Source organism: Globicatella sanguinis NBRC 15551, assembly GCF_001552295.1.
GTDB classification, from domain to species: Bacteria; Bacillota; Bacilli; order Lactobacillales; family Aerococcaceae; genus Globicatella; species Globicatella sanguinis.
Genome location: NZ_BCQX01000026.1, coordinates 1 through 21,005 on the forward strand (window position 1 = coordinate 1; position 21,005 = coordinate 21,005).

At 35.2% G+C, this 21,005-nt stretch carries 19 protein-coding genes; 14 read left to right on the forward strand and 5 right to left on the reverse strand.

From position 1 onward, the window contains the following. Window positions 1-9: 9 nt before the first annotated feature. The gene (cbpA, locus tag GSA01S_RS03460) at window positions 10-645 is read right to left on the reverse strand and encodes a cyclic di-AMP binding protein CbpA (protein WP_066124923.1); all 636 of its coding nucleotides are present in this window, start codon (window positions 643-645) and stop codon (window positions 10-12) included. Window positions 646-844: 199 nt separating this feature from the next. Beyond that, complete coding sequence (locus GSA01S_RS03465; protein ID WP_066124925.1) at window positions 845-1,306, reverse strand: low molecular weight protein-tyrosine-phosphatase; 462 nt, start codon at window positions 1,304-1,306, stop codon at window positions 845-847. Window positions 1,307-1,497: 191 nt separating this feature from the next. On the opposite strand from GSA01S_RS03465, the gene GSA01S_RS03470 reads away from it, so the two are divergent. Both GSA01S_RS03470 and GSA01S_RS03475 read left to right on the forward strand, forming a co-directional pair. Further along, a complete protein-coding gene (locus tag GSA01S_RS03470) occupies window positions 1,498-2,661 on the forward strand; it encodes a galactokinase (RefSeq protein WP_066124927.1) in 1,164 nt (387 codons plus the stop codon). Window positions 2,662-2,697: 36 nt separating this feature from the next. Beyond that, window positions 2,698-3,744: an aldose epimerase family protein gene (locus GSA01S_RS03475; protein WP_066124928.1), complete on the forward strand. Its 1,047-nt coding sequence runs from the start codon at window positions 2,698-2,700 to the stop codon at window positions 3,742-3,744. 938 nt (window positions 3,745-4,682) lie between these two features. Here GSA01S_RS03475 and GSA01S_RS03480 read toward each other — a convergent pair. Then, entirely contained in the window at window positions 4,683-5,612 is a 930-nt protein-coding gene (locus GSA01S_RS03480; RefSeq protein WP_066124930.1) for a helix-turn-helix transcriptional regulator, read from the reverse strand. A 270-nt stretch (window positions 5,613-5,882) separates the two neighbouring features. On the opposite strand from GSA01S_RS03480, the gene GSA01S_RS03485 reads away from it, so the two are divergent. From GSA01S_RS03485 to GSA01S_RS03495, 3 genes are read left to right on the forward strand one after another with little or no spacing between them, the layout of a single operon-like run. Continuing rightward, window positions 5,883-6,950: a galactose ABC transporter substrate-binding protein gene (locus GSA01S_RS03485; RefSeq protein WP_066124932.1), complete on the forward strand. Its 1,068-nt coding sequence runs from the start codon at window positions 5,883-5,885 to the stop codon at window positions 6,948-6,950. Window positions 6,951-6,987: 37 nt separating this feature from the next. Further along, window positions 6,988-8,562, forward strand: coding sequence for a sugar ABC transporter ATP-binding protein (locus GSA01S_RS03490; RefSeq protein ID WP_066124934.1), 1,575 nt, complete (start codon window positions 6,988-6,990; stop codon window positions 8,560-8,562). Beyond that, complete coding sequence (locus GSA01S_RS03495; protein ID WP_066124936.1) at window positions 8,555-9,562, forward strand: ABC transporter permease subunit; 1,008 nt, start codon at window positions 8,555-8,557, stop codon at window positions 9,560-9,562. Before GSA01S_RS03490 ends, GSA01S_RS03495 begins: the two co-directional genes overlap by 8 nt. Window positions 9,563-9,665: 103 nt before the next feature. On the opposite strand, the gene GSA01S_RS03500 is transcribed toward GSA01S_RS03495, so the two are convergent. Then, window positions 9,666-10,514: a Cof-type HAD-IIB family hydrolase gene (locus GSA01S_RS03500; RefSeq protein WP_066124937.1), complete on the reverse strand. Its 849-nt coding sequence runs from the start codon at window positions 10,512-10,514 to the stop codon at window positions 9,666-9,668. 119 nt (window positions 10,515-10,633) lie between these two features. Between GSA01S_RS03500 and manA the strand changes: the two genes are divergently transcribed. Both manA and GSA01S_RS03510 read left to right on the forward strand, forming a co-directional pair. Next, on the forward strand, window positions 10,634-11,587 hold the full coding sequence (gene manA / locus GSA01S_RS03505) for a mannose-6-phosphate isomerase, class I (protein WP_066124939.1): 954 nt from the start codon (window positions 10,634-10,636) through the stop codon (window positions 11,585-11,587). A gap of 12 nt (window positions 11,588-11,599) precedes the next feature. Then, window positions 11,600-12,208, forward strand: a complete 609-nt coding sequence (locus GSA01S_RS03510) for a class I SAM-dependent methyltransferase (RefSeq protein ID WP_066124940.1) — start codon at window positions 11,600-11,602, stop codon at window positions 12,206-12,208. A 152-nt stretch (window positions 12,209-12,360) separates the two neighbouring features. Here GSA01S_RS03510 and GSA01S_RS03515 read toward each other — a convergent pair whose 3' ends face one another. Then, window positions 12,361-12,789, reverse strand: a complete 429-nt coding sequence (locus tag GSA01S_RS03515; protein WP_066124941.1) for a PPC domain-containing DNA-binding protein — start codon at window positions 12,787-12,789, stop codon at window positions 12,361-12,363. A gap of 273 nt (window positions 12,790-13,062) precedes the next feature. Between GSA01S_RS03515 and GSA01S_RS03520 the strand changes: the two genes are divergently transcribed. The 7 genes from GSA01S_RS03520 (at window position 13,063) to GSA01S_RS03545 (ending at window position 20,937) form a co-directional block, all read left to right on the forward strand. Then, window positions 13,063-13,830, forward strand: coding sequence for a glycosyltransferase family 2 protein (locus GSA01S_RS03520; RefSeq protein WP_245631257.1), 768 nt, complete (start codon window positions 13,063-13,065; stop codon window positions 13,828-13,830). Between the two features lie 12 nt (window positions 13,831-13,842). Next, window positions 13,843-14,079, forward strand: a complete 237-nt coding sequence (locus tag GSA01S_RS11075; protein WP_245631258.1) for a hypothetical protein — start codon at window positions 13,843-13,845, stop codon at window positions 14,077-14,079. Window positions 14,080-14,335: 256 nt separating this feature from the next. Then, on the forward strand, window positions 14,336-14,956 hold the full coding sequence (locus tag GSA01S_RS03525; RefSeq protein ID WP_083513182.1) for a LytR/AlgR family response regulator transcription factor: 621 nt from the start codon (window positions 14,336-14,338) through the stop codon (window positions 14,954-14,956). Window positions 14,957-15,017: 61 nt separating this feature from the next. Beyond that, window positions 15,018-16,265 (forward strand): sensor histidine kinase, encoded by a 1,248-nt coding sequence (locus GSA01S_RS03530; protein WP_066124945.1) that lies wholly within the window; start codon window positions 15,018-15,020, stop codon window positions 16,263-16,265. Between the two features lie 21 nt (window positions 16,266-16,286). Next, window positions 16,287-18,176 (forward strand): DUF2207 domain-containing protein, encoded by a 1,890-nt coding sequence (locus GSA01S_RS03535; RefSeq protein ID WP_066124948.1) that lies wholly within the window; start codon window positions 16,287-16,289, stop codon window positions 18,174-18,176. A 2-nt stretch (window positions 18,177-18,178) separates the two neighbouring features. After that, window positions 18,179-19,012 (forward strand): MBL fold metallo-hydrolase, encoded by an 834-nt coding sequence (locus GSA01S_RS03540; RefSeq protein WP_066124950.1) that lies wholly within the window; start codon window positions 18,179-18,181, stop codon window positions 19,010-19,012. 638 nt (window positions 19,013-19,650) lie between these two features. After that, complete coding sequence (locus tag GSA01S_RS03545) at window positions 19,651-20,937, forward strand: S1C family serine protease (protein WP_066124952.1); 1,287 nt, start codon at window positions 19,651-19,653, stop codon at window positions 20,935-20,937. Window positions 20,938-21,005: the final 68 nt, after the last annotated feature.

The following is a 21,005-nucleotide window of genomic DNA, read 5'->3' on the forward strand; positions in this document are numbered from 1 at the left end:
CCTTATTTATTATTTCATTTTATAATGTTTGGTTTTATATTGTTTCCGGTTCAAAAGTCGTTGCAAATCATTAAATTCGACGATGTCAAAACCACTCGGTAACACAAATAAAAATTTACTTTCGCTACCGTATTTTGTGTTCTCAAATGTTAGAGAGCTGATAATATGCGTATAGCGATTAATTAAGCGAATCAGTTTAGTTAACTCCCCAACTTGTCCTTTAGCAGTCACTTCTAAAACATATTTCGCATTATCGGATAACCATGCTTCTGCTAAAAAAGTCATCATATCCGTATGTTCGATAATCCCTACAAAAGTATTTTGATCAGATAAAACCGCGATATGTGGTAAATCATTAATCACAAATAATAAGCGTAAGATACTGTCAGAAGTTCTAACGACTTTGGTTGTATTTTTTAGAAAATGCGTAACAGGTATCGTGCTTAAATCAGCTTGAGGATATCTAAATTTATGTTGATAAATATGATAACGATAAATATTGCCTCTAAAGATGGTGTTTGTAGCATCCAATACAGGTGCACAACGTAAACCGTTTGACTCGAGTAATTGAATCGCTTCTTGACAATTTAAAGATTCATTAATACATAGTAATCGATTTTTTGGAACAATTAATGATTCAATCACTTTGTAGCCTCCTTGATTAAGATTAACATTTTATTCATCGCAACTGTTTTATAATAAAATAAATATTAAAAAAAGTAAAGTGTAATGAGAAAAATGACATAATTCTAATAAATTGATTATAACAAACTTGGCACATTTTCTCAATTGTTTCTAATGAAAAATTAATCTTTAGGCTAAAAAGTTGAATATTGTCATAGGATTATAATGAATGGTTTTCAATTAAATAGTCAAGCAAAGCCTGACAGCCTTGAAGAACATCTTGATAGGTGGTTTCAAAGTCGCCAGTGTAATAGGGGTCCGCAATTTCGTCTTCGCGATTAGCATATTGTAACAGTAATTTGATTTCACCAGTAAAATCATTGCCAGCAAAGCGTTTTATGTTACGGATATTTTGTTGATCCATTCCGATTAGATAATCAGCAGATAAGTCATTTTCTGCTAATGGACGTGAATGCATCCCTTCAACCGAAATATTTTCTTTTGCTAAACGCTCACGGGTTCCAGAATGAACAGGGTTACCATGTTCCCATGAACTAGTCGCCGCAGAATCGATGATGATCCGATCAGATAAACCTTTTTCTTCAACTAAAGATTTAAAAACAGCTTCAGCCATCGGGGAACGGCAAATATTGCCTAAACAAACAAAAATTACTTTAATCAAAACAATTCCTCCTTGTAATATATATAGAGGGTCATTTCACACCCTTCTCTTTTCATCAGTTTAACGAATCATTTGGTTGAAAGCAATAAAAGACTTTGTGCAACATTCAACATTTTTTGATATATGATTGAAGCGATTCCATAAAAACGTTATAATGAGTTTGTATAAAAATTTGTAGGAGGCATGAGCCGATGATCATTGAGCAATTAAATAAAAAATTTAATGAACTATTTCAACATGAAGGTGGCAAAGCTTATTTTGCGCCAGGACGTATTAACTTAATTGGTGAGCATACCGATTATAATGGAGGACGTGTCTTTCCTTGTGCAATTACGAATGGTACTTACGCTGTGGCAGCAACACGTGAAGATACAACCGTTAATTGCTATTCATTAAACTTTGAAGAGGTAGGGATTATTAGTTTCGACCTTAATGAGTTAGTCAATAAGAAAGAAGATAGTTGGACTAACTTTGTCAAAGGTGTGATTAAATATATGGCAGAGGCAGGTTATGCTATTGATAAAGGATTCGACATTGTTATTTATGGCAATATCCCTAATGGTTCTGGTTTGTCCTCTTCTTCTTCATTAGAACTTTTAATTGGGGTAACCATTCAAGATTTATTTGGATTTGAAATCGATCGGGTTGAATTAGTAAAAATTGGCCAAAGAGTTGAAAATCAATTTATAGGTGTTAATTCAGGAATTATGGATCAATTTGCAATTGGAATGGGTGCTAAAGACCACGCAATCTATTTAGATACCAATACTTTAGAATACGAATTAGTACCAGCAGAATTTGGTGATAATGTAGTTTTAATTATGAATACAAAAAAGCGACGGGAATTAGTGGAATCCAATTATAACGAACGTCGTAGCCAATGTGAAGAAGCGCTAAAACGACTTCAAACCCAATTAGATATCAAAGCCTTAGGTGAGTTATCGATTGAAGCATTTGAAGCCAATCGTCATTTAATTGGTGATGAAGTATTGGAACGTCGTGCTAAACACGCAGTGTATGAAAACGAACGTACAAAATTAGCTAAAGCAGCCTTGACATCAGGAGATTTAGTAGAATTTGGAAAATTATTAAATCAATCTCATATTAGTTTACGTGACGATTATGAAGTAACGGGACTGGAGTTAGATACCTTGGTGCATACTGCTTGGGAACAACCGGGGGTATTAGGCGCACGGATGACCGGAGCAGGAATGGGTGGCTGTGCGATTGCCTTAGTGAACCGTGAGCAATTAGAGGCCGTGAAAGCAGCCGTACAGGCAGAATATGAAAAAACGGTTGGTTATTCAGCTGAATTTTATGTCGCTGAAGTTGGCGATGGTGCCAAAGCATTATAATCAATCAAAAGAGTAAGAAGAAAGGAGTTAATCTTTGTGCAAGTTGAAATTAAACCTTTTGGTCAATATGAAGGAATCGACTATTCAGAGATTTTTATTACCAACAAACAAGGAACACAAATCAGCTTTTGTGATCTGGGGGCACGTATCAATCGTTGGGGCATCCAAAATGATAAGGGAGAGTATGAGCAAATTATTTTAGGGCATCAAAATGCTCAAGAAGTGTTTGATTCGGGTAGTTATTATGGGGCAACAATTGGTCGTGTAGCCGGTCGAGTAGAATTAGGTCAGGCGGTTATTGATGGACAGTTATATCAACTCGAAACCAACGATAAAGCGAACCATTTACATGGCGGTTTCGATGGCTTTGATTTACAAAAGTTCAATTTTGATATTATTGAATCAGAAGATGAAGTTCGTGTTGAGTTTTCACTGTATGACAAAGCCGGACATAATCAGTATCCTGGTAATTTAACATTAAAAGTAACGTATACTTATAATGAACAAAATCAATGGACGATTGATTACCTGGCATCAACGGATGCACCAACTATCTTTAATCCGACGAATCATGTGTATTTTAATTTAAATGGGAATAATACTCAAAGTATAGAAAATCACTTTTTACAAGTTCATAGTGATAAATATATGCCATTAAAAAATGACACGATCCCTTTAGGCAGATTAGAACCTGTAAGTGATACTGTCTTTGACCTGCGTGAAGCGATCTTGATTGGTGACCGGGTTCATCAACCAGAACCTCAATTTGATTATACAAAAGGTTTTGACCATCCATGGTTAATCGATAAAACCGTCGAAGGTCCACAGGCCATCATTCAATTACCAGCAAAGAATCGTCGTATTGAGATGACTACAACAGAAAACGCAGTAGTTATTTATACTCATGGCTACTTAACCAATATTGAAGAAATTTGGGGTCAGCCACTGTTACCATTTGCTGGCGTCACTTTAGAAACCCAAAATTTACCAAATGCTATTAATAATCCACTTCATGGGGATACGGTATTAAGACCAGGGGACACTTTTACTAGTCGAACGGTTTATCGTTTCGTTACCGCTTAATATAAAATAAACTGACTTAACAGTACTTTAATGAGAAGGTATCTGTTGGGTCAGTTTTTTTTAATACGATAGATTGTAAAATGGAATGTGACAAAATATAAAATACCAAACTGTTATGCATGAAATGTTCAGAAATAAAAAAACAGAAGTGGTCGTCTCTGGTATTAACCATCAATCAAGTAGCGAGTAGACAAGAATAGAAAATGAGATGATTTTTTGATTCGGCTCCTCATTTTTCCACATCATTGAGAGGGGTTAAACTTGTCTTGAAGACGAAATTTGATGCCATTCAGTCATGTGCTGATAATTAAAGCTCAATGACTAGATGGAATAAACATAATTTATGACGAGTCTTCTATCAATGTCGAGATTGTTGTCTAGTCCGCTCAAAAATACCGTTTCACAAAGTTTCAGTTTTCAAAATGAATAAAAAATTTTCATCAGAAATATAAGTGAACAATGTAAGCATTCCAAAGACAACAAAAGTACTAGAAGCGATAAAAAATGTCACTTTTTTGTTTTCATAAATTTTCATAGTGTCTCATTTTGAGACACAAAAACAGCCTGTTTTGAGTGTTATTTTCATTTTCATAAAATTTCGAAAAATTCATCGCAAAACTTGATAAATTCTTAATAATTAAGCAAAATATGTCTCAAAATGAGACACGGTCTTGTGAATGAAAATAATCAGCATAAAATTATCGATTATAGGGTGTTCTTAAATTTATTTCACATGCAATTGACATAATAGTTCAAAAAGCGAGGGAGCTCATCTAGTCATTAAGACGCAGATTGAGACGCTCTCTCACAGAGCTATCAAAGCCTTCTGTAGATTTATGATAGGACCTGAATGATTATGGAAGTCAAATTTTTCCAACCATTATCGCCAAGCTTACTACAAATAGTAAAATGATAAATTGGTTATTTTGCGCAAAGTTTTATAACCAAATTTCAACATTAGGTTTTTTAGTATTTAATAAAGACTTTTCGTGATATAGAATGGGTAATGTTAAAACAGAATCATCAATCGTTTCATCACTTAAAATACGATACTGTGATGGACTATGTCCAAAATAATTTTTGAACATCTTGGAAAATTGGAATGTATCTCGATAACCCACTTGTTCGGAAATTTCACTAATTTTTAATTGGCTAGAACGTAGTAAACACGCTGCTTGCGCCATACGACTTTCAAGCAAAATTTGTTTCGGTGATAAATTAAAATATTTCTTACAAATTTGAAAGAGATAATTACGACTGATACCGAAATGTAGAGCAACTTCTTCAATGGTGATAGGAAGATGATAATTCGTTTTTAAATAGTGCCTGATATTTTGAGCGAGTTGTGGTACTTCAGGCAAGGTAAATCTTATAAATGTTGACGGGTCGATTAATTCAAGATTGATTTCTGCTAATAAGTTGTAAAGTAGTCCGATTATTTTTAATTTATTCGAAGTCATTTGTGGATTAATCGTTTCGAGAAAAGTGATTAGATCGATTATTTGATAATAAACAGCACTGTCTTCTTTAAAATGAAAGGTGTCACGGTGTGTAATAATAGTATCTTTTAAATAATGTTCAATATTTTTGCCACCTAGAGCAATCCAACCAATAGTCCAAGGATCATCATGGTCAGGTTCATAATAAACATGATGGTCTTTCTTTAAAATAAAACAGTCATTCTTTTGAAGTTCATAATGTTGATGATTGACAACAAAGTAACCTTTACCAGATAAAACGATGTGGATGACGTAATCATGGTGCACGGTATAATCATTAATTTGTGAGGGAAGATTTTTTTGAACACCGGCTTCGATTAAAGCAATATCATGATTATCGATAAAATAATGTTTCCAGTAACTTTTCATTTGAACCTCCAATAAACATTTTCGTAAATATATTTTACCACAATGTAAGCGATTAAACAAAATGACATATAATCTTTACAAAATGCTATGGAACGATAATGAAAACGCATTTATAATAGTAGTAGAGCTTGAAAATTACCAGATGAGCACGAGGGACTTTCTAGCATCATTAGATTAACAAAAAGACAGATGAAAGGAGGATATATCATTCTTTAAAGAGGCTCATCGCACAGCTAAATGCTCAGACAATAAAATAAAGGGGTAAATTTAATGAAAACTGTTAAAAAATTATTTGTTGCTTTATTTGCATTCATGATTGCTTTAGTCACAGTATTACCAACCCAAGTAAGAGCAGAAGGACAAACTTACGAAATTGGGGTTGCAATCTATCAATATAACGACAACTTTATGACATTATTCCGTAATGAATTAGAAGCTTATTTTAAAGAATTAGGCGAAAAAGATGGCAATACTTATAATCTTGAATTTCAAGATGGAAAAAATGACCAAGCAACTCAAACAGAGCAATTAAATAACTTTATCGCACAAGGTAAAGACTTGCTAATCGCGAACTTAGTTGACCCTACTGGTGCAGACCAAATTATCTTATCTGCACAATCAGCAGATATTCCAGTCGTTTTAATTAACCGTGAACCAGATGTTTCAACAATGGAATTATGGCCTGGTAAAACAACTTATGTAGGGGTTGATGCTCGTCAATCAGGTGTTTATCAAGGTGAAATCATTGCTGACCTAGAAAACAAAGGGGATATTAACGGTGATGGTGTTGTTAAATATATCATGATCCAAGGGGATGCTGGTAACGTTGACGCTGAACAACGTACTAAATATTCTGTTGAGACATTAGCTAAATCAATTGATGTTGAAATCTTAGGTGAAGCACAACGTGGTAACTGGGATCAAGCAAAAGGTCAAGAGATTGCTGCCAATGCTTTAAGTCAATATGGTGAGGATTTAGAAGTGATCTTCTCTAATAATGATGGTATGGCTTTAGGGGCTGTTCAAGCGATCAATGGCGCTGGACGTAAAGTGAACGAAGACATCTATATCGTTGGGGTAGATGCTTTACCAGAAGTTGTAGAGTTAATTGGTAAAGGTGAATTTACTGGAACAGTATTAAATGATCATTTCAACCAATCACATACAGCTGCTGAAGTTGCAGTGAAATTATTAAATGGTGAAGAAGTAGCACCTTATTTCTGGCATGATTATGTTAAAGCAACTAAACCAGAAGATGCTGAATTAAAACGTTTAGACTATCGTGAAGAAACGATTAAAGAATACCAAACACGTCTAGAAGAAGCATACGGTGAATAATCTTTAATTTAATAAACAGATGGGGCTTCTGATCACTATGAGCGGGAGCCCTCTTTATAATTATAAAGGATGTGATACAGTGGAAAATAATGTAATTTTAGAAATGAAAGACATTGATAAAATTTTCCCAGGGGTTAAAGCACTAGATAAAGCCCAATTGACTGTTAAAAAAGGAACAGTCCATGCCTTAATGGGAGAAAATGGTGCAGGTAAATCAACCTTAATGAAATGTTTGTATGGTATTTATTACCGGGACAATGGGTCAATTAAAATAGAAGGCGAAGAAGTGAATTTTTTAACTTCTAAAGAAGCTTTGGACCATGGAGTGGCGATGATTCACCAAGAATTACAACCCATTCCTGAAATGACGATTGCTGAAAACATGTTTTTGGGAGATTATCCTAAAAAAGGCCTATTTGTAGATCATGAAGCAATGGAAAAAGAGACTAAGAAATTTTTAGATATTATTGGATTGAATGTTTCGCCGCGCACACGCTTAGGTGATTTAACGATTTCACAACAACAATCAGTTGAAATAGCGAAGACCATTTCTCACCGCGCTAAAATATTAATCATGGATGAGCCAACATCGTCTTTAACTGCAGCGGAAGTAGAGAACTTATTTAAAGTTATTGATGCTTTACGTGCGACTGGCATGGGTATTATTTATATTTCTCATAAAATGGATGAGATTTTACGTATATCGGATGAAATTACGATTATGCGTGATGGACAATATGTTGGTACTTATAATTCTGCTACCATTACGATAAATGAAATTATTCGACATATGGTGGGGCGCGAACTTGCCAATCAATTCCCTGATAAAGATTTTGGACCGGGTGAGCAAAATATTTTAGAAGTTAAAAATTATACATCTCCAAATCCAAAATCATTTCAAAACTGTTCTTTTGAGTTAAAAGAAGGTGAAATCTTAGGAGTCGCAGGTTTAGTAGGAGCCCAACGTTCAGAACTAATGGAAGCTATTTTTGGATTGCGTGATCATATCGAAGGTGGCAAAGTTATTCATCGTGGCCAAGAAATCTGGAATAAAGATCCAAAAGATGCGATTAAAAATGGTTTTGCATTAGTGACAGAAGACCGACGAGGTTCAGGGATTTTTGGCGTATTATCGGTTAGTGATAATATCATTACGGCGTCGGTATCTAAATATAAAAATAAATATGGTTTACTAAATGAACAATCAATTGCTGAAGTGGTGAAGCAAGGCATTGACAGTATGCGAACCAAGACACCTAGTCAACACACAGCGATTGAAAATTTATCTGGAGGTAACCAACAAAAAGTGATATTAGCCCGGTGGCTGGCAACAAATCCGGATATTTTAATTTTAGATGAACCGACACGTGGGATTGACGTTGGAGCGAAGTTTGAAATTTATGAAATTATTAATCGTTTAGCCAAACAAGGCAAATCTATTATCGTTATTTCTTCTGAAATGAGTGAAATTTTAGGGCTATCTGATCGGATTATGGTAATGTGTGAAGGCAAGATTTCTGGATTTTTATCGAAAGAAGAAGCAACGCAAGAAAAAGTCATGGATTTAGCTACCAAATTCATGCAATCAAAGGAGAGTGCAGCGAATGAGTGAAATCATTAAACCAAAACGTAGCTTTAAAGAGCAAATTATTGAGAATGCCTTAATCGTGGTCATTGTTTTAATGGTCATTTATACGGCTTTTAGTGCCAATAATTTTTTGAGTTTTAATAACTTAAAAAATATTTTAGCCAATGTTTCGGTACGTTTTATTATTGCTTTAGGTATCTCAGGTCCACTTATTATCCGTGGAACAGACCTATCAGCAGGGCGTATCGTTGGGATAACATCAGTTGTGGCAGCGGTCTTTTTACAAAGAGCAGATGCTTCAGGTGTGATGTATCCGGGTATTGCAGGGTCACCAATTATTGTGGCGTTATTGGCTGCTTTAGCGGTCGGATTAGCTTTAGGGGTTGTCAATGGTTTAATTATCTCGCGCTTACATGTACCGCCTTTTATCGCGACATTGGGGACACAAATTGCCATCTATGGATTAAATATGATGTTATCTAAAAATGCGCCTATTGGTTCATTGAATCAAACCTATACACGTTTTGGTGCACAAGGGGTCAAATTAGGTGGCTTGCAAATACCGTATTTAACTTTCGTAGCAATTGTAGCGGGGATTTTTATGTATATTTTATATCGATACACCGTTTATGGTAAACAAATGTATGCGATAGGTGGTAATGAAGTCGCTGCCGAGGTGTCTGGAGTGAACACTGCCAAATCTAAACTATTGATTTATGCTTTAGCTGGAACCATGTATGCTGTCGCAGGGTTTTTATTAACCGCTAAAACAGGTTCAGCAGCCGTAACGGCCGGAACCGGGTATGAGTTAGAAGCGATTGCTGCTGCCACTATCGGTGGGGTTTCAACCTCTGGTGGGGTTGGACGCGTACCGGGAATTTTAGTCGGGGTATTGGTATTTGAGTTATTAAAAACGTGTTTACAATTCTTGGGTATCACACCAGAAATGACCAATGTTTTCCAAGGTATTGTCATTGTGGCCGCCGTAGCATTAGATATCCGTAAAACAATGCGTAAAAAATAATATTGCTAGTCAATATCAAATAAAACTCACAAAATACTAAAAAAGCGTGAATTACTCGTGATGGCTGTCAATGCTCACGGGCAATTCACTCTTTTAATGAGGTTTATTTTTTCATATTTTCTAATAATTCTTCGATGACCACCGCCACGCCATATTGATCATTACTAAAGGTCGTATGCGCAGCCATTTCTTTGATTTCTTCACTGGCATTTGCCATGGCATAACTATTCGGACAAAGTTGTAACATGGAACGGTCATTTAAAGAATCGCCAATCGTGACAACATTATCCATGGTATAACCTTGCTTTTCAATATATTTAATAATAGCCAGACCTTTTTGAGCATTTTTATGTGTAAGTTCAATATTTCCTGGTCCTGATGAAGTGACATCGAGTTCAGGGAATTTTTCAAGGTAAAGACGAGTTTGATGCAATTTGTCGTCATCATCGCTCATAATCATCATTTTTAAAACCGGGTTTTCTTTAGAAAAAGTAAATTCTGAAGCGTCTTTGTTTTCCATTAAATTATCTTTAATTTGAGCCATGGTTAAATCGTCAAAGTCAAAGCGCTTCTGTAAAATTTTAAAGGTGTTTTGGATATATTCATCACGGTTATAAAAATAAGAATAAGCTTCGGTATAAATTGTATACAATAAGCCATGGTCTTTTAAATAAGCGATGACGCTCTCGATTGTTTCTTGTTCTAGAGGGCAATCATAGATGACGTTTCCGTCTTTGTCGTGCACTAATGCACCGTTTAAATTAATCATCGCGCAAGATATATTTTGAGCTTTTGTTAAGCGACTGGCAGATTGGTAGTCACGTCCGGTTGCTATCATAAATTCTACTCCAGCTGCTTGCAAATCATGGATGGCTTTAGCGGTGCGGTCATTGATAGTATGTGTTTCGTCTAATAAAGTTCCGTCCATATCGGATGCAAATAATTTGATCATCATCAAACCTCCAAAATTAATCTACTATTAGTTTACCATGAACTAGGAAAAAGTGTTATAATATCGAATGAAAAGATGAAAGTTTGTTGAAAAATTGTGAAAGGAAGGAAAGCTGTTTTATGAAACCAATATTTTTAAAACCTGTATTGCAAGAGAAAATATGGGGTGGTAATAAATTAGGGATTTATTTTGACCTACCGATTCCTAGTAATCAAACTGGAGAAGGATGGATGATCAGTGGTCATCCAAATGGTGTTACAGAAGTAATGTCCCCGACTGAGTTAGAAGGGTTACCTTTAGATCGTTTGTATAAAGAACAACCCGCATTATTTGGTAACCCTAGAGAAGAAGTATTTCCTTTATTAACTAAAATCATTGATGCTTCTCAAGCCTTATCTGTACAGGTTCATCCAGATGATCAATATGCTGCGGCGCATGAAGGAGCTGGCGAGTTAGGAAAAACGGAGTGCTGGTATATTATTTCGGCAGCTCCTGGAGCTAAAATAGTGTATGGTCATACAGCTCAAACGAAAGAGGAATTTATCGAACAAGTTGAAAAAGATAATTGGGATGAACTATTGACCGAAGTACCGGTTAAAGATGGCGACTTTTTCTATGTGCCACATGGTACCATTCATGCGATTGGTGCTGGTATTGTTATTTTAGAAATTCAACAAAGCTCAGATACTACTTATCGTGTCTATGATTATCATCGTACGGATGCGAATGGTCATGAGCGTGAATTACATTTACAACAGTCTTTCGATGTGACGATGATTCCGCATCAAACACCAGAATTAGAAATTACTACCGAAGGCAATCAAGAGGGTCAAGTGGTGCACTATTTAACCAATGAGTATTTTAGTGTTTACAAGTGGGACTTGAAAAAAGAGCTAGTGGTTGATTTACCTAAGGACTATTATTTGGCAACAGTCATTACCGGTGAAGGTGAAATGGAGATCGATGGAAAAGTGTACCCACTTAAACTAGCTGATTCATTTATTTTACCAACAGCGATTCAATCAGTGACCCTACGTGGTGATTTAGAAATAATGGTAGCCAATCCAGAATAAAGGAAGCGAGCAATGTCTAATCAATATTTTGAAAATAATGAGCATTTGGATCACAATGTCAGAACGATTCAATTTCAATGGTTAAATTTCCCTTTAATATTTAAAACCGATAGTGGTGTTTTCTCTAAAAATCAAGTCGACTATGGCTCCAAAGTTTTATTAGAGGCGGTTGTGGAAGATTTATCCTCTCTGTTAGAGGGCCCGATAGTTGAATTAGGGAGTGGGTATGGTCCGATTGCCATTAGCTTGGCTAAAAGTTATCCTAAAATTGAGGTGATTGGTGTTGAAATTAATCAACGAGCGCAATTACTTTCACAGGATAATGCTAAACTCAATCAAGTGTCGAATTGTACCTTTATTCATCATGATGCGACAACTGTTACATTAAAAAAATCAGCTCAGGTAGTCGTAACGAATCCACCGATTAGAGCTGGAAAAGCGGTTATTCAAGCGTTTGTTAAGCAAGCACACCAAATACTACAACCGAACGGAATTCTCTATGTCGTGATTCAGAAGAAACAAGGTGCCCCTTCGATGGCTAAATATATGGAAAGATTGTTTGACAATGTTGAAAAAATTACTCAAGACAAAGGGTATTGGATTTTAAAGAGTGTAAAATAACAAAAATAAATGTGTATTATAGGATGATAACGTCCGCAATGATAAAAAAGGAACTGAACCACAGGGTGCTTTTCCTCACTTAACTGAAAGTGTAGCTAAGTGAGGAAATCCGAGTGATCAGTTCCTTTTTGATGTTTTTATACAAAACGGGATTAAGCGTCAAATTTCATATATTTAAAATTGTTAATTTCTTCGTCATCTTCACGAGTCATCGTGGTATCAATGATATCGATAATAACTTCTAAAGTGATACTTACTCGGGCATCAAGTAAATGTCCTCCGATTGTAGAATAATCGCTTCTACCAAGGACCGTATGCAAGTGAAGATGCGGCTCTCCATTATTTTGAGTAATGTTGCCATTCATCGATAAAACTTCAAATGCTTCTTCAAAATCAACGGTTTTATAGTTTTGTAAATTTAAAAAGAAATAATTAAGTTGTGCCAAATCAACTGCTCCAATGGCACTAACGAACCCAGTTTGAATCGCTTCTTTTTTCGCCACTTCTTTCAAGCTATCGATCACATAATCGCCTCGGTCAAGGCGGACAATAATTTTTGAGTCAAAACGTTGGTATTCCATATTTTAGCCTCCTTCAAATGATAACTCTATTATAACAAAAGATAAACTAATGTACTATTAATGTAGCAGTAGTCTAAAACTTAATTCATACAGAGGATGCTTATCATGTATCTATTTTGAATAATGAAGTTAAACATGATCTAAAACTCGAACTAACTATAATTTTTGCGTTTGATTGAGAAGTTAAACCTAAGTGGAACTTTTTCTAGTTTTGCGACGTTTGAAAAATGTGTTTATTGTGAGAAGGACTTAACAGTTTTAAAAGGAATTACGATGAAGTTATTAAGTATCGTTGTACCGAGTTACAATTCACAGGATTATTTAAATAAAGCAATCGAATCAGTGACCGATTTAAATGATGCGCGAATCGAGCTATTGGTTGTAGATGATGGTTCAAAAGATGAAACGTTCGCAGTAGCAAAACAATATCAAGCGCAATTTCCAAATATTGTGGTTGCGATTCATCAAGAGAATAAAGGTCATGGTGGAGCGGTAAATACAGGATTGCAGCATGCGACCGGTAAATACTTTAAAGTATTGGATAGTGATGATTGGCTCAATGAAGAGGCATTGAAACGTGTCATGGATACTTTAACGGAGTTTGAAAACAATCAACAAACGGTGGAAGTTTTGTTTGCCAATTATGTTTATGAGCAAGAAGGTGCTGAAGCCAAAAAGGTTGTTCGCTACCGCTATATTTTCCCTGAAAATAAAATATTTCAATGGGGTGACACCCGTCCATTTCCAACTGGAAAATACATTATGATGCATTCGATTATTTATCAAACACAAGCATTGAAAGCTTCTGGATTACAATTGCCAAAAAATACCTTCTATGTGGATAATTTGTTTGTATATGTACCCTTAACCAAAATGACCACGATGTATTATTTAAATGTTGACTTTTATCGTTATTTTATCGGAAGAGATGATCAATCTATTAACGAAAAAGTGATGTTGAAACGCATTGATCAGCAAATTAAGGTAAATAAATTATTGATTGATTCGTATGATTTTAGCCACCAACTGCATCCTCTTTAAAAGCGTTATTTATTGAAGCATCTTGAAATTGTCACCAATATTTCGAGCGCTTTATTAAATCGGATTGGTACCGATGACGCTTTTGAAAAAAGACAGGAATTATGGCGTTGTTTACGAGAAAATAATCCTCGTGCATTTAAAAAATTGCGTTTGGGTTTATTTGGTTTTTTAACCACCTTTAAAACAAAAATAGGAATAAAGCCTTCTAATCAATTGTATAAATTAATACGACGATGTGGTGGCTATTAGCAAGCTGGAGTCAAAGCTCCAGCTTTTTTTCGATTTTTAGAGTACATGAATGTTTGATATTATTGAAATTAAATAATGTGTTTGAAGATAGCACTTCAGAGGTAAACCAGTATTGTCTGTTACAGAATTAGTGTATAATAAAATAAAGAGTATGAGGTGATGATTGGTGAGGATCGCAATTGTAGACGACCATAAGGAATTTAGAGAAAGGTTAGTGAGATATATCGAAGATAATGCCGCTAACTTATAAATATCAGTGGATATTACTTGTTTTGCAGATGGGATTGAATTGGTCGATCGTTTTCAATCGAGTTTTGACATTATTTATTTAGATGTTGAAATGGAATTTATGGATGGCATGTCAACCGCTAAAAAAATTAGGGAAACCGATTCAGAGGTGCTGATTGTATTTATTACGAACCATGTTCAAGTTGCCATTCAAGGTTATTCTGTCGAAGCATCGGATTTTTTATTAAAACCATTAAATAAGTTTACTTTCGAAGAACATTTCAAAAAGATTATCAAAAAAGTTAAGAAACAAGATGATTCAATCGTGGTTCGAGTCAGTGGAACGGTTAAAAGAGTAAATCAACATTCGATACTATATTGTGAAAGCCAAGGACATTATATTGATTTTGTAACCTTAAATGGACGCTTTACTCTGATTGATTCAATGAAAAATATTGAAGAAAAACTCGACCCGGTACGTTTCTTTAGATGTAATAATTCGTATATTATTAATTTTGAACATGTAGAACATATTGACAAATCAGCTGGGATTGCACACCTAGGAGAACATAAAATCCAAATAAGTCGTGCACGTAAAAAAGAATGCGTTGAGAAATTTACCCAGTATTTAGGGGGGCAGGTATTATAATGTTTGAATCTTCCTTACCCGATATCCCCCGAATTTATACGGCTCTTACGGAATGGATTACGTGTATCATCTGTGTTTATCCTATAAAAAAGAAATTAATCGTCGTTTTGTTATTATTTCGATTTTAACTTTATTAGGACAAATTGCGCTGCATTTATTAGTTGCCAATTGGCCTTTAATGTTATGGATTCCGGGAATGCTATTAAATATTTTATGGATGGGATTAACAATCTATTTATTAGCGGAGCTACATCCTAGTATGTTGTTCATGTTTCTAGTCAAAGCCTTTATACTTTCGGAATTTTTAGCATCGATCGTATGGCAAATATATGTAACCTTTATTTTAGAAACAAGATTGGCTAACAATCTATTCGTTGAGTGTCTTAATTTTATTGGTATTGTTGCACTCATTTTAGCGATAATAATTTTTTGGGATCATAAGATTAATTATGTACGTTTAAAAAATGCCGTTAACCGCAAAACCGTTATTATGTTTATCATGACCGGTATTTTAATATTTTTAGCTAGCAATATCGGTTTTTTACTCACTAAAACGGCTTATCACTTAGGGAATTCTTATTCCGTCTTTTTTGTCAGAACGGTTGTGAATATCTCTGGTATTTGCTTATTATACATGCAACAATATCAATTAATCGATCAAAATCGTCGACGTGAATTGGATGCGATTCAGAATTTGTTTCAATCGCAATATCATCAGTATAAAGCTTATGCAGAGAATACGAATTATATAAACCGAAAAGCACATGATTTAAAACATCAAATACAAGTGATTTTAGCGGAAGATGATGTTGAAGTTCGCCGTCGTTATTTATCAGATTTGAGCGATGCGATTCAAAGTTTGAATCATAAAATTGAAACGGGCAATGGTGTATTGGATACGTTTTTGACACGAAAAAATATGTATTGTCAAGAACACGATATTAGTCTTACTTGTATTGCTAATGGTGCTTTACTTCATAATATGGAAATTATGGATATCTGTAGTCTATTTGGAAATGCATTAGATAATGCGATTGAGCACGTGGAGAAAATTCCTGAAACAGAGAAAAGATTAGTGACTCTTAAGTTACAAAATCGTGGAAAAATGGTAATATTAAGAGTAGATAACTATTGTATCGATGACCAATTGAACTTAATGGTTATACCCGAGACCTCAAAAAAGGATAAGGAAAATCATGGTTATGGTCTTAAAAACATTGATTTTATCGCTAAAAAATATGGTGGTAGTATGACGCTTGAGTTACAAGACAACTGGTTTAGTTTGTGTGTAGTGTTCCCAATTTTTTAGGAATCAAAAGGAGTGAGTTGTTTGAAACGTTTAACAAAAGTTTGGATTACTTTATGGTTAGCGCTATTGGTAATATTTCCTAGTTTAGTCAGTGCGCAAGAGGTAGATTTTAACATTATTAGCGAAAAAATACTTGCCCAGATTAGCTCAGACGGCAGTGTGCGTTTTAGAGAAGAGTATGTTTATGATGTTGATTATATGAATGGTGCGTTGTTTCAAATCGATCGTACAGGATATGAGTTAAAGGATTATCAAGTGGGGGTCAAAGATAATCAAACACAAGAGGATGAAATATTTGAAGAGACACCAACCGGTGCTAGTGAAACTTATCAAGTATCACAAGCCAGTGATATCTATGAATTTAAAGTTTACTATCCTGCCCAAAACGAAAAAGTAACCTTTGTTTTAGAATATACTTTAACCGATTTGGTGACCAATTTCAGTGATACAGCAGAATTTAACCGTAAAATTGTGGGTCGAGGTATTGATGATTATTTAGATGTTGAAGCTTTGATTGTTTTACCTGGAAAGGTAGCGAACCAAGAAGATTTTAGAGCTTGGGGCCATGGTGCACCTCAAGGAGAGGTAGAGTTGGTAGAATATGAAGGAAAAAGTGCCATTAAAGTGACGGTGCCAAATAACCCACCGAAACAATTTGTGGAAGTGAATTCTATTTTTCCGATTGCGTTAACACCAAATAATCAAAATAAACGAGAAGTCGCGAAAAAAGATGAAATTATCGAGCGAGAGAACGATCAAGTCGAACGAGATCGTGAATCATATGCGACTCAATTAGGTTGGATTCGACTTTTTGGAATGTTAATATCGATTCTGATGCCTGCTTTACCAATTGGGTTGTTAATTTATTATTTGAATAAAAAGAAAGCTCTCAATCCCAATCCGATAAAGCTGCCGGATCATATCTACACTTTACCTGAAGATATAACACCAGCATTAATGACGACATCCGTCTTTAAAGAAACACCAGCCACAGAAGACTTTACCGCTACAATTGTGGATTTAGCTAGAAAAGGCTATTTAGTTCTTACTGAAGTTACCAAAGAAAGACGTGGTCTGTTTTCAAGAGGCGACCAATCAACCGTTTTAATTGAACCAGGTGAAAAATATGGCGATGACAGCCAATTGCAAAAACATGAAAAGTACGCTTTACAGTATGTAATGCCAACGGAGCAACCGGTGACGCTACAAGAGTTAGAAGAATCTGCCTCAAAGGATCGTAGCTTAGCTAAGAAAAACTATCATCTTTGGACCCGATTTATCAATTTCACCCAAGTAAGAGGGATGCAACTAAAAGGCAATAACAAAGAGCAGAAGGTAGCGTCGGCAAATGGTGTCATGGGGTTGGTTTTTATCCCAATTTTTGTGGTAATTGCCATTAGTCTGATTAATCATACAGCGTATCAACATTTTATCCCTTTGATTGCGATCATTGGAGGAGCTAGTTGGACAGCGACGTTAATTATATGGTTAATTGTATTGCTTAAACCAATCCGAACAGCTGACCAAGATCGTCGTATCAAAGAGTGGACTGGATTTAAAAATATGTTGAATGATATTGGTAATTTTAATATGCGAGAAATTGGTTCGCTTGAGCTTTGGGAAGAGTTTTTGGTTTATGCTATTTCTTTAGGTGTCGCTGATAAAGTAGTTGAAGCGATGAAGATGGAGTTTAAACCAGTTGAATTAGAACAAATGCGTGTAGGAGGAGGATTCTATTCAAATCCATATATCTTAACACGTGGGATGAATCAATCCATTAGTAATATAATAGGAAGTGCTCAACCACGAACAACCAAATATAGTGGCACCAACACCGGTGGATTTGGTGGTGGATTTAGTGGTGGAAGTTCTGGTGGATCTGGTGGTGGATCAGGAGCTGGAGGCTTCTAAAGATGTTAGAAAGTGATGATAGAGTGTTAGAAACAAAAGATGAAAGATTGCGCTTTGCTATTTTAGCGAGTGGGAGTAGTGGTAATTGTACATATGTCGAAACAGATAACCAAAGGATTCTGATCGATGCAGGACTTAGTGGGAAGAAAATTCATGAGTTAATTAAGCAAATTGACCGCGATTTATCCAAGGTGGATGCTATTTTTGTAACCCATGAGCACAAAGACCATATCCATGGAGTCGGCGTTTTATCACGAAAATACAATATTCCTATTTATGCTAACCGTCAAACATGGTTGGCGATGGAAAAACAAATTGGTGCAATTGCACTAGAGAATAGAAAATATATTGAACCCGAACAAATGATGTCAATGGGTGATATTGATGTATTAAGTTACAATGTCAGCCACGATGCTGCTCAGCCGCAGTTTTATGCCTTTCAAAAAGGTGATAAACAATTTGTAATGTTGACGGATACGGGGTATGTAAGTAATCGACTTAAAAGTCAATTGCGCAATGCAAGTGCCTATTTAATAGAAAGTAATCATGAAATCGAGATGCTTCGCTATGGACAATACCCTTGGTCATTAAAGCAACGAATATTAAGTGATAAAGGGCATTTAAGTAATGAAGCGGGCACTAATGCCATGATTGAAATGATTGGCAATCAAACTAAAGAAATCTATTTGGGTCATTTGAGCCGTGACAATAATACTAAAGAACTAGCGATGTCCACAATGTTTAATTCAATGTCAGCTAAAGATATGCGAGTGAATGAAGATTTTACTCTCCATATGACTGATCCAGCCCAATCAACAAAATTAATGTACTTATAAAATGAAGGTAGAGTTAAGAATTAAGTAATCTGTTGATTTACTTATGTTATCCTTGAAAGAGGTTAAAAATATATTTTTTAGCCAGTCAAAATGCTAAAGTTTAAAAGGTTTAGCGAAAAACGATTATCGTTGAAGCTCACCCTTTTTTTAATGATATCAGTCAGAAGACTATGATAAACAAGTACAATTAACTAATGTAATGACAATGCGCCAGTGGTAGAAAAGTGATTGGTTTTCGCTTCGTCAGCTTACCTTCGCACAGTTAGGAGTTGGCCAGAAATAGAAATTTGAATAATTTTCGCTTCGTTTGCCTACTCCTGGACAGTGGAGTAGGTCTCAAACAAGTCTTTAGGACGTTGGTTGAGCCCACTCAACCACTGCGTTTTTAATTAGCGAGTAATCATTTAACTGAATTTTTCAAGTTTATGCCCGCTTCATTAAGTCGTAGTTTGAGACTTGCGCAATCACTATGCTATAAAATAAAGAGCGAGAACCAAACAGAATTTTTTTAAGATTTGCTTAGCCACTAAACATAAAAAATAGACATTTGGTAAATGTTTTATAGAAGAATGTTCAATGATTATTCATAAATCAGTGATATATTAAATACATAATCAGATTAGTAAAGGAGAATTACTATGGACAACAAAAAAATAAATGATGACTCACAAAACATAATCCCAATGAATTCAAATAAAAAAGATAATCCATTTTGGAAAAGTGTGTTTGGCGGTATTTTAGGTAGTGCCATTATCATTGGAATGGTGTTTTTACTTGCGTTTAATGGACTATTTCAATCATCTGAAAAGATGAAAGCATATTCGCAAGAAAGTGATACCAATAGTCAAACATTAACGGACTTTGAATCAGCGATTATGGGTGCCGTAGAAAAAACAGGTGATGCGGTAGTTTCAGTTAATAATTTACAATCTCAACATATGAACCAAATTGGTAATTATGGATTTGGCTATGGTTATGGCTCAAATAGTCAAGGAACTGTTGATTTACAAGATCCAGAACAATCTTTAGAATTGTATGGAACAGGTAGTGGGGTTGTATATAAAATTGAAGGTGATACAGCTTATATTGTAACCAACAATCATGTTGTTGATGGCGCGGACAAATTACAAATTATCACTGCTGAAGGTGACACGGTCGACGCAGAATTAGTCGGAACAGATGTCTTTACAGATTTAGCAGTCCTAAAAGTTTCTTCAGAAAAATTAAAGACAGCCATTACTTTTGCTGATTCAGATCAATTAAAAGTAGGAAGTTTAGCAATTGCGATTGGCTCTCCTTTAGGAAGTGAGTTTTCAAGTTCGGTAACACAAGGTATTGTATCTGGAACCGATCGTGTCGTACCATTTGATATGAATAATGACGGTGAAGATGATTGGGAAATGAACTTAATCCAAACCGATGCAGCGATTAACCCGGGGAACTCTGGTGGAGCGCTTATTAATAAAAACGGAGAATTAATTGGTATTAACTCTAGTAAATTAAGCTCAACTGAAATCGAAGGAATGGGCTTTGCTATCCCAAGTAATGATGTGCAAAACGTCATTTCACAATTAGAAGCAAATGGTAAAGTAACAAGACCAGTTTTAGGTGTAAGTTATTTAATTCCTGTTAATCAATTATCAGCGAGATCAAAAACTGAAGTGCTTGGTTTAGCCGAAGATGCTGAAGATGGTGTCGTAGTATCCGAAGTAGTATCAGGTACAGCCGCAGATAAAGCAGGTATGGAAAAATACGATGTCATTACTGAAATTGATGGTGTCGCTATTAATGGCATGATGGACTTAAGAAAAGAACTTTACAAACATCAAGCAGGCGACCAAGTAGAATTAACCATTATTCGTAGAGGCGAAACTCAAAAATTAACTATTACATTAGAAGCTGATGAAACAACGCCGCAAAGCTAATATACAATTAAATAGATAGATTAATATCCACTCGATCAACTAAAATCATCGAGTGGATATATTTATGT